Genomic DNA, 12,585 nt, shown 5'->3' with positions numbered 1-12,585 from the left:
TCAATCCTCTCCTTACCAGCTTTTAAATTTCGCAGGAGGCTCATATAGACCGCCCGACCATTGGACCAGTTCATCGATATTCTTCGCCGCTAATAATGAACGGTTCGCTTCTCCCCTCTGAATATTTAAATCTTCAGGTAAGGCAACAAGCCCTCGGTCACGTAACTGTTGTGTTTGCTTTACATCATGCTCCATGCCAAGTGGCGTCACTCCTGCAATCGAAGCAATCATTTCCCTTCGTTCAGTCGGGCTATCCGTTTTGTATAAATAAGCAATCCCTTCTTCCGTCACAACGTGCGTAATATCTTCCGCATAAATCATAACGGGGGCAACAGCTAAATTGGCTTGTTTTTTTACATCAACGGCATCCAAACGTTCTACAAATACAGGTGTATTCGCATCCTGATATGTCTCAGCAACCTGTACAACTAGTTTTTTTCCTCTTGCAAGCTCGTCTGTTGAAGTCATCATGTTATACCAAGCCTCTGTAGAATGACGGCGGCCTCCCGGGTTATGCCCCATATTCGGTGCACCGCCATAGCCGGCAACACGCCCCTTTGTCACAGTTGAGGAATTTCCATACGCATCCATTTGCAAAGTTGATCCAATAAAGAGATCTGCAGCATACTGTCCCGCTAATTGTGCCAATGTCCGGTTCGAGCGCATACTTCCGTCCTTACCCGTAAAGAAAACATCCCTTCTTGCTTCTACATACTTTTCCATTCCCAACTCTCCACCGAAGCAGTAAATACTTTCTGCCCAACCAGATTCTATGGCTGGGATAAGTGTTGGATGCGGGTTCAAAACCCAGTTTTTGCAGATCTTTCCCTTAAGGCCGAGCTTTTCTCCGTAAGAAGGCAGTAACAGCTCAATTGCTGCAGTATTGAAACCGATCCCATGATTTAATGATTGCACACTATGCTTTTCATAAATTCCGCGGATACACATCATCGCTTGTAAAATTTGAATATCGGTAATATGGCGCGGATCTCGCGTAAACAATGGCTCCAATTCATATGGATGATCTGCCTCAACAATGAAATCCACCCATGAATTTGGGATGTCGACCCGCGGTAATTCATCTACAATTTCATTTACCTGTGCGATTACAATTCCATCGCTAAAAGCTGCAGCCTCAACAATTGTAGGTGTTTCTTCCGTATTAGGACCAGTATATAAATTTCCATGTCTATCCGCTTTGTCTGCTGCAACTAACACGACATTGGGAGTTAAATCAACAAATAATCGTCCATAGAGTTCGATATATGTATGGAGATCCCCCAGTACTAAGCGGCCATCTTCAATCATTTGGGCAATCCTCATACTTTGCGGACCTGCATAGCTCAGATCGATTCGCTTAGCGATTCCTTCATCAAATAGATCTAAATGTTCGGGTCTCGATACACTCGACATAATCATATGAAGATCATGAACCTTCTCTGGGTCTACAAGAACCAAAGACTGGGATAAAAATGAGGCTTGCTTCTGATTATTCCCTTCAAGTACAACACGGTCCCCGGGTTTAATCAGCAACTCCAGCGCATCCACAATTTTCTCTGTAGGAATAATCGATCCATTGACTAAATGACTTACACTTTCAACTCTTCGTTGTTTTTGTTCAAGCTTTTGCTTCCAAGATCGTTGTTGAATAATAACCATATCTACACTCCTTTATTTTTTTCTACATACAGACAATCGTCTATACCATTTTTACTGACGGAATAACTATGAATTTCAGGAAATGCACTCGAAGCCAACCTTTTCAAAACGTCTCCCGGTGGCATCTCAATAAATTGACGCACGCCATATTCATATAAAACTGTTGTGGCATCATGCCAACGAACAGGCAGTGCGATACTTTCCGCTAAATCTTGTGCAATATCCTTTGACCTCCGTAATACTCTGGCATTGCGGTTTGCAATAAAAGGAATCGAAGGACGTCCAAGTTCAAGAGAATCTAATTCTTCTTTTAAAACAGTCTGGACGGGGAGAAACAAAGGAGAGTGAGATGGCGTTGTAACTTTCAGCATTTTAGCTGAACTGGCTCCCTTCCCGTCTACTTCATCAATAACTTTTTGCATTGCTCGTTTATGACCTGATAAAGTTAGTTGCGTCGGAGAATTTCGATTGGATACATAAACCGGATATTCATCTGTATATAAACCGCTAACAATCTCTTCTAATCTATTTTCTGACAGACCAACAATTACCGCCATTCCATAGTTCTCGTCTTGAAGTTCCTCCATTAGTTCACCACGTTTTTTCACAAGCAATAAGGCTTCCTCAAAACTTAAGACATTTGCTATGACTGCGGCAGCAAAAGCCCCGACAGAGTGACCAGCAATGAATTGAGGGCTTACTCCAAGGCTCAAGAAATATCGCGCCGTTGCAACGCTTGCAGTTAACATTGTAAGTTGCACATTTCTTGTACTAATCAACGCTTCTTCTGTTTGTAACATTTCTATAGGTTCTTTAATTATTTCCGATGCAGTTTCCAATGTATCGCTTATGATGGAATGCTGAGGAAGTTCATTCAAAAAGTTAGGGTATTGTGAGCCTTGACCAGGGAATAACCATGCACTTTTCATTTCAATCACCTATAACAATTTGCTTTTTACGCTGTATATTACATCTTCAGTATGTTTGCGCAAAATTGTTTTCAATTGGCTAATATCATCTTTCACTAAGCAACTATAGATCTCCTTATGTTCCTTTACCGACTTCTCAATCACTTTATTGCTAGAGAAATGAATAATTTGTATCCGCAGCAGAGGCAGAGATATCTTACTGTACATATCAATCAAAACCTTACTTTTACTCAGTTTCAATATGAGATAGTGAAATTGGTAATTCAAATGTGTATATTCCGTATAGTTTTCTACCTTCATCATTTTATGAACGACTAATCTCATCTCTTCTAATAACTTTTTCTCTTCACTCGGTTTTATCAAACGCTCGACAGCCAGCATTTCTATAGAATTTCGAACATCGAGCAAGTCCTTCATCTCATCAATCGTGTACCCCTTGATAAAAGCGCCTTTCCTAGGGACACGTTCAATAATCCCTTCCATAGTGAGCAAGTAAATAGCTTCCCTTACCGGCGATCTGCTGATGTTAAACTGTTCTGCGTAATTATTTTCTACAACCTGATCTCCAGGCTTTAGCTCGCTGCTCAACACTTGCTTTAATAATTGATTTGCCACCTTTTTTGATAAAGCATTGTCTAAAGACTTTTCGAAATACTCCATCCCTTCACCTCAGATTATGAATTTTAGTCGACTGTATACTAAACATATTAAACACTTTACCAACCATTTTCAATACAAAACTATGAATATTCTAAAATATTTAATATTTAGCTTGATTATCTTTGTGACTTTGCTTATTCTTAAGTCTAGAATACAGTCGACTAAATAAAAAAGAAATGGAGTGTTTAAATGGCGATTTACGGTGTGGCAATACTGGCAGGCTGTTTTGTAGTTGGGATGTTCTTCGGTGAGATTATCGGAACGATTATGGGCGTAGATTCAAACGTTGGCGGAGTAGGAATTGCAATGCTTTTACTCATTGTCGTTGTAGATAAGCTACAGAAAAAAGGAATGTTAAGCATGCCAGCTCAATCGGGTCTCGCTTTTTGGAATGCTATGTACATCCCAATTGTCATAGCAATGGCAGCGAGCCAAAATGTACTTGGCGCTTTAACGGGAGGTCCCTTGGCTATTATCGCAGGGGTGGCAGCAGTAGTTATTAGTTGGACAGTTGTCCCTTTACTTAGCGGGAAGAAGGCAAGGGAATCAGCGGTAGAGTTCAATCAAAGCCATCCACTGAAGACACAGGAGGTGAAGTAACATGTTTTTGGAAGCGATTACAAATGTACTTGAAGGAAACGGGTTGATTACTGGCTTTGTCATTGTCGGTGTTACCATGTATGTTGCGTATCTTATTTCAGGAAAACTTACAAGGGGTATCGTACACGGATCTGCAATTGCTATTGTACTAGGTTTGGTTTTAGCTTACTTCGGAGGTGTTTATACTGAAGGAACTAAAGGACTGGCGGATGTCTCCTTGTTTGCGGGGATTGGTTTGCTAGGAGGAAGCATGCTTCGGGATTTTGCAATTGTTGCTACATCATTTGGAGCAAACTTCGACGAAATTAAAAAAGCAGGTGCACGAGGTGTTTCTTCTTTATTCATCGGAGTGGGGCTTTCATTTGTTGTAGGCGTATTGATCGCTTTACTATTTGGCTATAACGATGCAGTAAGCTTAACTACAATTGGAGCAGGTGCAGTTACTTATATTGTCGGACCCATAACAGGAGCTGCGTTAAATGCCAGTTCTGAAGTAATTGCTATCAGTATTGCCGCTGGTTTGATCAAGTCGGTTTTAGTTATGGTAGGAACGCCATTTGTCGCAAAATATATTGGACTTGATAATCCGTTATCTGCAATGGTATATGGAGGATTGATGGGAACAACTTCTGGTGTAACAGGTGGGTTAGCTGCGACGGATGTACGATTGGTGCCGTATGGAGCCGTCACAGCTACCTTCTATACAGGTTTGGGATGCTTATTATGCCCAACCCTACTTTATATTCTAACAGGTTTAGTATGGTAATAATATGTTATTTTTTATTTTAGTAAAATAATGATGAGAATTCAATCTACTAACTGACAAACAAAGTTTTATAATAATGAATATACCGCCCCTCACTACCAACAGGTATAGTGAAGGGCTTTATTCCTGCAAATTTATTATAATACCAAATTTCATAGTATACGAATATAGTTGTTTTCATTAATAATTGTAGATCATAAAATGAATTATTCGTATAGTAAATTGAAAGTTAAAGTTAAATCACAATCAACAACGACTGAATCTATTCTTTTAAAGGTGGTTAGGCAATTGGCGTCCCGTTTTCAACCACTTTGTCTGGTTTTAACAGAACAACATCAACCTCTTCTGGAATACCACCAATAACCAAACTTCCGATTTAAAACCCGCAATTCGTCTCCCCAGGAAATTGACCACTGCCATTACTTGTTGTCCAATCAGTTGTTCTGGGACATATCTCTTTGTAATTTGCGCTGAAGAGTATTTCATGCCAAATTCACCAAAATTGATTCGCATCTTGATCGCTGGGACCCGTGCTTTGTCAAATGGTTCTGCTTCTACTACGGTCCCCACTCGTATATCCAATTTCAATTAGTCGTCTATTGTCGCCAAATTAATCAACCTCTCGCATCAGATCTGTTTCAAATATTTAAAAAACCACTTTAAAGTAAACTAATTTGCAAACATAGTGCTGCTGCTCATACAAAAAATAGGTTCTCATACAACGAGAACCCGGTACGCTATTCTTACTTCTTCACTTCTGCAACCGTCATCCCATCACCAAGCGGAATCAGAAGTGACTCCAATTGTGGATGATTCGCTACTGTTTCATTGAATGATTGCATGAATGAAGTATAGCGTTTTGGTTGCACTTCCGGATCCGCCACACTTCCTCTAGCCAGTACATTATCGAGTACAATTAACGCCCCTGGCTCTGCAAGCTGAATGCAAGCTTCTAGATAATTTGCATAGTTTTCTTTATCCGCATCAATAAAGAAAAAATCAAATTGCTGTTCTTCTTCCTCTAATTGCGCAAGGCTGTCCAAGGCAGGTCCCGTTCGGTACAACACTTGATCACCAAAGCCTGCATTTGCTAAATTGTTTGCCGCTAACTTTGCATACCGCTCTTCTAATTCTAGGGATGTCAAAGTTCCTTCGTTCCCAAACCCTCTCGCAAGACAAATCCCACTGTAGCCACCAAGCGCGCCAATTTCCAAGATATTTTTTGCACCTGAAATTGTTACCAGCATGGTCAGTAGTTTTCCTGAAGAAGGTGACACCGATATAGCGGGCATGCCGTTTTCTTCAATCGAAGCAATCACTTCCTCTAACAATGCATCTTGTTTCGTAAATACTGTATCGATATAATCATTGATTTTCCTCATTTAACTCAATCCCTTTCTCAGTCGTATCTTCGGATGGTTTGCTATCCGTCATCTCATCCTCATTGATTTCAAAGAGTTGAACAAACTCATTAATGACCATATCAATAGCTTTTAATTCTCCGACTAAAACAGGCTGAATGGAATGAAACTCAGGCTGCTCAAGTTGCTGTTTGATCGTTGCACGCTTCAGATGCATGCGCTCTAAAAAAGTAAGAGCCCTTCCACGACGAAATGTTTTGGGACCGCGCGTCCCCTCTTCCCTACCATGGCGTCTACCGTGATGACGCCCTTCTCTTCTTGTGTGTTCTTCTCTCATTAGTAACCCCTCCACTGTATGCAATTGTATACAATCTATGATACCACTAATTGTATACATTTGTATACAACGATCTGTTCTTCAATCACTGCTTACAATGCTTAGGTAATGCTGACACTAAATCCACTCTGTTATACGCACAGCGACTAGCGAGAATTGTACTATTTCAAGACCTTGTATGCTGACAAATCAATTCAATTTTTAAGCACTCGAAAAATAGCTATCACCCGTCACCCCTTTCCAGTCTAATTTAGTAGTCCACACTTTATCTCCATATTTTCAAGATTTATTATTTAGTATAAAAAAAGGATAGGAAAGCAGATATCGCTCCTGCTTCTCTATCCTTTTTTGGGCATCTAAAATACTTTCATCCACTATCTGTATTGTACTTCGAAATTTATTGTATAAAACTGTAGCGTGATTTTTCCGTTTATTGAAAATCTCTTTTTGAATCATACAACATTGAACTGTTTTAATCGTTCTCCCGAGACGTCACCGCTCCACTAAGTATAGCCGCTTGATCATTTGAAGAATAGTTCAATAGCCCGACGTGACTTGCACTGCTCCGTAAGTTCATACATGGGAAGTTGGACATTTAGTTGAATTGAGGAAACCAAGACGAAGCGTTCTCGCCAACTCTGCCAAGTAAAAGACACATAATCATCAGATCAATAAAAGAGCAAAACCATTTAACGGCCTGCTCTCTTATTACTAATCATTTTTTGTTTTGCCCCCATGAAACATGAGAGTTTAACTAAACACAATTGTTTTCTACAACCTATATCCACTTTGAGGGTTGTATAATTACTTCATTGACAGCCATTTAGAAGGCAACTTATCTTCCGAAATGAGAAGATCGATTTTCTCAATTAATAGAGGCAGTTCACTCATTGAATTAATTGTGAAGTCCGCACCATTACGGAGAAATATTTCTTGCGTTTTCGTGATGACCTCGGCCTGTTCTACTTCGGAAAGTGCATGGTATTCATCTAAACTGAGTCCCATTTCTGAGCTGCCAATAACGACACCTACCGACCAAACACCCGCATTTACTGCTTCACGAATATCTGAAACTGTGTCCCCGACTTTTACCACTTTCCATGATGCTGACAATTTTAATGCTTCCATGTTTCTGTAAATCATATAAGGATACGGTCTTCCTAATGAGTTTGTTCCGTCTGGTGTAATATAAAAGTCTGGCTTATATCCTTTTTTAAAAGCATTCGGGACTACTACCTCCATCATCGTTTCGGTGTATCCTGTTGTCGAACCAATTTTCAAACCTTGACTCCTCAATACTACTACAGTTTCCAATACCTCTGGAAGAGGGTCTGTATACTCAATTAAGGATGACATGAGTGCGGATTCAAATTCGCCATATAAACGCTCTACGTCTTGTTCATTAAATGATCTTCCGTATTTTTCTCTCCACAATGCGGAAATCCGAGGCATGGACAGCATGGCGCGGATATGATCAATTTTCAGCATCCCCATTGGTTCTCTTGCTTCAGCCATTGTTACTTCAATGCCCGCATTTTTAAAAATATCTATAAATACATTTACGGGTGCAAAACAACCAAAGTCCACCGTTGTTCCAGCCCAATCGAAGATGATTCCTTCTACCTTTCTCAATTTGACAACACTCCCATATATTCTTCTATAATCATGCATAGTGCGGCAATATCTTCTTCATAAATTTCACCGATATTTCCAATTCGGAATGTATCTACCTCTGTCAGTTTGCCTGGATAAATAACAAATCCTCTTTCTTTCATATATGAATAAAATTCGTTAAAACTGAACTGATCATTTGGGAATAAAAATGTAGTAATGATCGGTGATTGTTTTTCTGCTGTAATATAGGCGTGAATACCCGCTTTTTCCAGTTCCACTCTTAGCAGTTGATTATTAGTCTCATAGCGTTGCTGTCTAGCGCTGATCCCACCCTCCTCTATCAGTTCATCAATCGCTTTAGAGAATGCAGCTACAACATGTGTCGGTGAAGTGTAACGCCATTTTCCGTCTTCGTGCATTTCTTTCCATTGATCATATAAATCTAAAGATAAACTCCGGGAATTTTCTTCACATGCCAATAATTTGTCCAGTTTAGCAATGACAAAGCCGAATCCTGGCACTCCTTGAATACATTTATTAGCACTGCTTATTAAATAGTCAATTCCAAGTGACGGCAGATCTATTTCCATACCGCCAAAGCTACTCATGGCATCTACAATTACCGTTTTGCCAAACTTTTTTGATAGGTTCGAAACCATTTCTATCGGGTTCAAAATACCCGTAGTCGTTTCACAATGTACCATCACTATATGTGTGATAATTTGGTCATTTTGTAAAATTCGGCCGATTTCATTTTCATCTGGGTGCTCGTTATAAGGTACACGATACTCCGTGTAGTTCAGGCCTATGTATTTGGCCATTTTTACAATTCTTTCTCCATACGCGCCATTCGTGATAATTAATGCCTTATCCGAATTCGACATAGCTGTATTCATGACGGATTCCACTGCGAATGTGCCGCTTCCCTGCATAAGGACAACGGTATACTCTTCCTCATTGGCATGTGCCAGGTCAAGGAGCTGGCGTCTTATTTTTTGTGTGATCGCTTTATAATCATGATCCCAAGTACAACGGTCAAAAAGCATTTCCTCTTTTACCGTACTTGATGTTGTCAGTGGGCCAGGCGTTAAAAGCTTGTAATGGTTCATATCTATTACTCCCCTATCTTTATTTTGCAGAATTAAAATAGTCTTGGTGTTGCTTCAATAGTTCAACCGTCAATGTGTCTCCAAACTTCTTTGTATGGGCAGGCTGATGATCGTCACTAATCACTTCACCGCCATAAAGAGCCACTGGATAGTCTTGTAATATCCCTTCTCTGCCATCATTAATAATGACTTCTGCCATTTTCATCGAAAGTTCAGTCTGTGCATCGTCTTTTTCTACAACTGCAATTGATTCGGTAAGTGTGAAATTCCCCTCAGTAGGATCAATGAAATCAATTGGTGCACCCTGTCCACTTGCGATGACTGCTTGGTGACGGAGCCCGAAACCTGCTGCCACCTCTCCAGCTGTTACTTTCTTTATAGGCCCCGAGCCTGAACTTTCAAGATGTGGACCCACATTTGCAATTAAATCTCGAAGAATTGTTTTTCCTTCCTCTTCACCGTATTGAGAAATAATCGCTTGCACTAATAGCCAGCCCGTTGAGGAATCCATTATATTAGGAATGGAAACGAGTCCTTTAAATTCTGGTTTCGTCAAGTCTTCAATAGAAGATGGCGTAGGTAAACCTTTTTCCATAAGAACTTGCGTATTCACAAAAATAGAACCTGTATTTGCCAGCACGGGCGTATAGTATGATGGATACGTTTCTAAAGCATTCGTGGCAAATGTCAAATCTGCGAACATCCCATGTTTACCTTGAGCACTGTCGATAAAGTAAGAACTCATCGTGATAATATCAGCGTCTATCTGCTTCCCCTCAGCTATCAGCTTTCCTCCTAATTCAGACGTACCTAAAGATTGAAATACATATTGCCCTTCGTATCCTGCATTTTTTAATGCTACTTCCATAGACGTTACGGCTTCTTCATCGCCATTTGTCAAAATAACAACTTTTTCAGATCCGTCCGAAGTTGCGCCTTTTGCAATGCATCCAACTAGTAACAAGATTGAACTGAGTATTGCTAACGTTAAGATATATCCTTTCTTCAATATGTTTCCTCCTCACTTTAATTGTGTTTAAGTCGCCTTTTCTGAAAATAATCACAAAGCAACTTAACGAATAGATTTGTAAAAAAGATGAGTATAGATAAAACAAAAACTTTATTAAACTTAGCGAAGTGCTGCAATTCCTTAATTTTGCTTGCAACTACCGAGGTTGTAGCCGTCACTAAGAAAATAATGCCGCTAATTGTTACCATTGCATTCATGAAATAGTAACTGAACATCTCCAGTACAGTGGAAAACGAGTTTGGAATAACCACTCGGCGAATTGTCTTAAACCAGCTATCTCCCAATAATTCTCCAGTCATTTCCCATGACAAATTCATTTTAGAAAGTGAATTCTTTGCCATTAGATACGGCGTGGTAAAGTAGTGAATAATAGTACATAAGACGATAATGGCGAATGTCCCTTTTAAACTGCTATTATTAAAAAGAAGTAAATAGGAAATCCCTAAAACCATACCCGGCACGGTGTTTGTAATCATTGAAAATATATCTAATGCTTCTTTTCCTTTAATAGGTGTGCGCACATTTAAGAGTGCTGCGCAAAAAGCGGTTAATGTACCGAATAATGCGGTTAGGAGCGCAACAATTACCGAGTTTTTATACACATTCACTAAATCACTAGACTGGAAGACATCTGTGAAATGCTTAAAGGTAAAAGTTAGATCATAAGGATAACTATTGACCAATGGTGCGACAAACATGATGGCAAAGATGGCGAATATGCTTAGTAAAACACTGGATGAAAGAATTCCCAATACGACGTCCCTGGCTCTGTTTTGAAGCAACTCAACCTCACTAAGTTTGTCATAATGAAAATTGAACTTTTCAAGGTATTGTAATAGGAATACTGCAAACACTGCCGGAATTAGCATGAATACGGCAATTGCTGCTCCATTATTGAAATCCGGAATAGAACCAAGCATCACTTGGTACAGTTGCGTTGCTACAACAGAATAAGACCCTCCTATAGAAGCCGGTATGCCAAAGTCTGTAAAGCTCAATATGAAAGAAAGTACAAATGCTCCCCCCAGAGTTCCCCATAATGGACGAATAATCGTATTCATAAAACTCCGCAGCGTTCTATCGCCCATCAACTTTGAAACAATGATAAATTTCTTATCAATATACTTAAAAGAGTTATTAATCAGCAGAAATGCTGGCGGTAATGTATACAGACAATAACCTATCAACAAACCGTTAAATCCATAAATCTCAAAAAAACTTCGACCAAAGAGCTTTGTCAGCAATCCTTGGTTTCCAAAAGAATACATAATCGCAAATCCATATGTAATAGTAGGGAGCAGCATCGGAATCAGGATTCCAATCTGAATAGCGCCCTTTAGAGGACGAGTAACCCTCGTAAAATTAATTGTATAGGATAACAAAAATGCTAAAATTGTTGTAATGACAGCGGTCAGGCTGGATATTTTTATGCTGTTCCAAATGGATACCATCAAGTCATTGTTGGTTAGAATGGAAAGGTAATTTGAGATCGTAAATCCTTGACTCGTTTCAAAGGAACGGATAAATAGGACGACCAAAGGCAAGATGAGAAAAATTGCAAATAAGCATACTATGATTGTGTAAATAGCACGGATTTCCAGCTTTACTTTAAGCATACTTTTCACTGAACAAGTTATAAATATTTTGCCTTTTAATCTCCAATTGTTTCAGAATAAAATTCTTCACAAATTCATTACTTGGCCGGTTAATTATTTCAAATGGTGTGCCAAACTGCGAAATATTTCCTTGATTAATAATGAGAATTTTATCCGATAAGGTTAATGCTTCTTCCGGATCATGTGTGACAATAATTGTGGTTAGATCGAATTCCTTCGCAATAGACTTAATTCGTTCTTTTATGGATTCCTTAATCACACCATCTAACGCACTTAATGGTTCATCCAACAATAATACTTCCGGCTTTGTCACTAACGTTCGGGCAAGAGCAACTCTTTGCTTCTGACCACCCGACAGCTCGCCTATCTTCTTATTCAAGTGAGGATTCAAACCTAAAAAATCAATGTACTCCTGAAGCTCCTTCTTCGTAACCAGTTCTTTCTTATTTTTTAAACCGTATATAATATTTTCATAGGCATTTAAATGAGGAAAAAGGGCATAGTCCTGGAAGACAATATTAAAGCCTCGTTTCTTCATCGGTACCGTGCTCATATCCTTTCCGTTAAAAATGATTTTTCCTTGGTCCATTTGAGTCAAACCCAAAATAATATTCAATAATGTAGTTTTTCCACTGCCGCTTGGTCCAAGTAGTGAGACAATTTCTCCAGTTTTAATTTCAAGATCTATATTTTCTAAAACTACTTTTTGATCATATTTTTTGCCTATGTTTTGCATTTCCAGCAAACGGATCACCTCCCAAAGTAATTTCATTGTAGCAACCGAATGTTAATTTCCATGATGATTTATGTAAAGGGTGTGTAAATCAATAGAAAATTTTACTTGTGCGTTCTTAATACGACGAACTATTCCGTCAACTCAAATTGTAATAAAACCAGTTATTTT

12 protein-coding genes and 1 pseudogene are annotated in these 12,585 nt (G+C 39.2%); 2 read left to right on the top strand and 11 right to left on the bottom strand.

The features are described from left to right. Positions 1-12: 12 nt before the first annotated feature. Genes mdcA through H7J92_RS14740 form a run of 3 tightly spaced genes read right to left on the bottom strand, consistent with a single transcriptional unit; the run spans position 13 to position 3,248 of the window. Positions 13-1,659, bottom strand: a complete 1,647-nt coding sequence (gene mdcA, locus H7J92_RS14750) for a malonate decarboxylase subunit alpha (RefSeq protein WP_221837667.1) — start codon at positions 1,657-1,659, stop codon at positions 13-15. 2 nt (positions 1,660-1,661) lie between these two features. Beyond that, positions 1,662-2,588 (bottom strand): ACP S-malonyltransferase, encoded by a 927-nt coding sequence (locus H7J92_RS14745; RefSeq protein WP_221837664.1) that lies wholly within the window; start codon positions 2,586-2,588, stop codon positions 1,662-1,664. Between the two features lie 9 nt (positions 2,589-2,597). After that, positions 2,598-3,248, bottom strand: coding sequence for a GntR family transcriptional regulator (locus tag H7J92_RS14740; protein ID WP_221837659.1), 651 nt, complete (start codon positions 3,246-3,248; stop codon positions 2,598-2,600). 189 nt (positions 3,249-3,437) lie between these two features. On the opposite strand from H7J92_RS14740, the gene madL reads away from it, so the two are divergent. Continuing rightward, the gene (gene madL, locus H7J92_RS14735) at positions 3,438-3,848 is read left to right on the top strand and encodes a malonate transporter subunit MadL (RefSeq protein WP_078817652.1); all 411 of its coding nucleotides are present in this window, start codon (positions 3,438-3,440) and stop codon (positions 3,846-3,848) included. 1 nt (position 3,849) lies between these two features. Further along, positions 3,850-4,614 carry a malonate transporter subunit MadM gene (madM, locus tag H7J92_RS14730; protein WP_078817653.1) on the top strand — a complete coding sequence of 255 codons (765 nt, stop codon included), beginning with the start codon at positions 3,850-3,852 and terminating at the stop codon, positions 4,612-4,614. Positions 4,615-4,894: 280 nt separating this feature from the next. On the opposite strand, the pseudogene H7J92_RS14725 reads toward madM, so the two are convergent. The 8 genes and pseudogenes from H7J92_RS14725 to H7J92_RS14690 all read right to left on the bottom strand — a co-directional run bounded on the left by H7J92_RS14725 (position 4,895) and on the right by H7J92_RS14690 (position 12,426). Then, positions 4,895-5,202 (bottom strand): annotated as a pseudogene (locus H7J92_RS14725) (tRNA-binding protein). A 155-nt stretch (positions 5,203-5,357) separates the two neighbouring features. Beyond that, the gene (locus H7J92_RS14720) at positions 5,358-5,996 is read right to left on the bottom strand and encodes an O-methyltransferase (protein WP_221837656.1); all 639 of its coding nucleotides are present in this window, start codon (positions 5,994-5,996) and stop codon (positions 5,358-5,360) included. Then, positions 5,980-6,312 (bottom strand): hypothetical protein, encoded by a 333-nt coding sequence (locus H7J92_RS14715; protein WP_221837654.1) that lies wholly within the window; start codon positions 6,310-6,312, stop codon positions 5,980-5,982. The genes H7J92_RS14720 and H7J92_RS14715 overlap by 17 nt, the downstream gene beginning before the upstream one ends. 804 nt (positions 6,313-7,116) lie before the next feature. Further along, positions 7,117-7,944, bottom strand: a complete 828-nt coding sequence (phnX, locus tag H7J92_RS14710; RefSeq protein ID WP_221837652.1) for a phosphonoacetaldehyde hydrolase — start codon at positions 7,942-7,944, stop codon at positions 7,117-7,119. Further along, the gene (phnW, locus tag H7J92_RS14705; RefSeq protein ID WP_221837650.1) at positions 7,941-9,035 is read right to left on the bottom strand and encodes a 2-aminoethylphosphonate--pyruvate transaminase; all 1,095 of its coding nucleotides are present in this window, start codon (positions 9,033-9,035) and stop codon (positions 7,941-7,943) included. The genes phnX and phnW overlap by 4 nt, the downstream gene beginning before the upstream one ends. A 19-nt stretch (positions 9,036-9,054) precedes the next feature. Continuing rightward, a complete protein-coding gene (locus tag H7J92_RS14700; protein ID WP_246603032.1) occupies positions 9,055-10,044 on the bottom strand; it encodes an extracellular solute-binding protein in 990 nt (329 codons plus the stop codon). Between the two features lie 17 nt (positions 10,045-10,061). Further along, the gene (locus tag H7J92_RS14695; RefSeq protein ID WP_221837648.1) at positions 10,062-11,681 is read right to left on the bottom strand and encodes an ABC transporter permease subunit; all 1,620 of its coding nucleotides are present in this window, start codon (positions 11,679-11,681) and stop codon (positions 10,062-10,064) included. Next, positions 11,674-12,426 (bottom strand): ABC transporter ATP-binding protein, encoded by a 753-nt coding sequence (locus tag H7J92_RS14690; RefSeq protein WP_221837647.1) that lies wholly within the window; start codon positions 12,424-12,426, stop codon positions 11,674-11,676. The genes H7J92_RS14695 and H7J92_RS14690 overlap by 8 nt, the downstream gene beginning before the upstream one ends. Between the last annotated feature and the right edge of the window lie 159 nt (positions 12,427-12,585).

The sequence above is a fragment of the Sporosarcina aquimarina genome, assembly GCF_019748715.1.
GTDB classification, from domain to species: Bacteria; Bacillota; Bacilli; order Bacillales_A; family Planococcaceae; genus Sporosarcina; species Sporosarcina newyorkensis.
The sequence above is the reverse complement of the archived record's forward strand: the minus strand, read 5'-3'. Positions and strand labels throughout refer to the sequence as shown.

What these genes read in the sequence shown, in the direction of transcription:
- madM (WP_078817653.1), top strand. Translation starts at nt 3,850, where the DNA reads ATGTTTTTGGAAGCGATTACAAATGTACTTGAAGGAAACGGGTTGATT.
- H7J92_RS14745 (WP_221837664.1), bottom strand. Translation starts at nt 2,588, where the DNA reads ATGAAAAGTGCATGGTTATTCCCTGGTCAAGGCTCACAATACCCTAAC.
- H7J92_RS14720 (WP_221837656.1), bottom strand. Translation starts at nt 5,996, where the DNA reads ATGAGGAAAATCAATGATTATATCGATACAGTATTTACGAAACAAGAT.
- mdcA (WP_221837667.1), bottom strand. Translation starts at nt 1,659, where the DNA reads ATGGTTATTATTCAACAACGATCTTGGAAGCAAAAGCTTGAACAAAAA.
- H7J92_RS14715 (WP_221837654.1), bottom strand. Translation starts at nt 6,312, where the DNA reads ATGAGAGAAGAACACACAAGAAGAGAAGGGCGTCATCACGGTAGACGC.
- phnW (WP_221837650.1), bottom strand. Translation starts at nt 9,035, where the DNA reads ATGAACCATTACAAGCTTTTAACGCCTGGCCCACTGACAACATCAAGT.
- madL (WP_078817652.1), top strand. Translation starts at nt 3,438, where the DNA reads ATGGCGATTTACGGTGTGGCAATACTGGCAGGCTGTTTTGTAGTTGGG.
- H7J92_RS14740 (WP_221837659.1), bottom strand. Translation starts at nt 3,248, where the DNA reads ATGGAGTATTTCGAAAAGTCTTTAGACAATGCTTTATCAAAAAAGGTG.
- H7J92_RS14695 (WP_221837648.1), bottom strand. Translation starts at nt 11,681, where the DNA reads ATGCTTAAAGTAAAGCTGGAAATCCGTGCTATTTACACAATCATAGTA.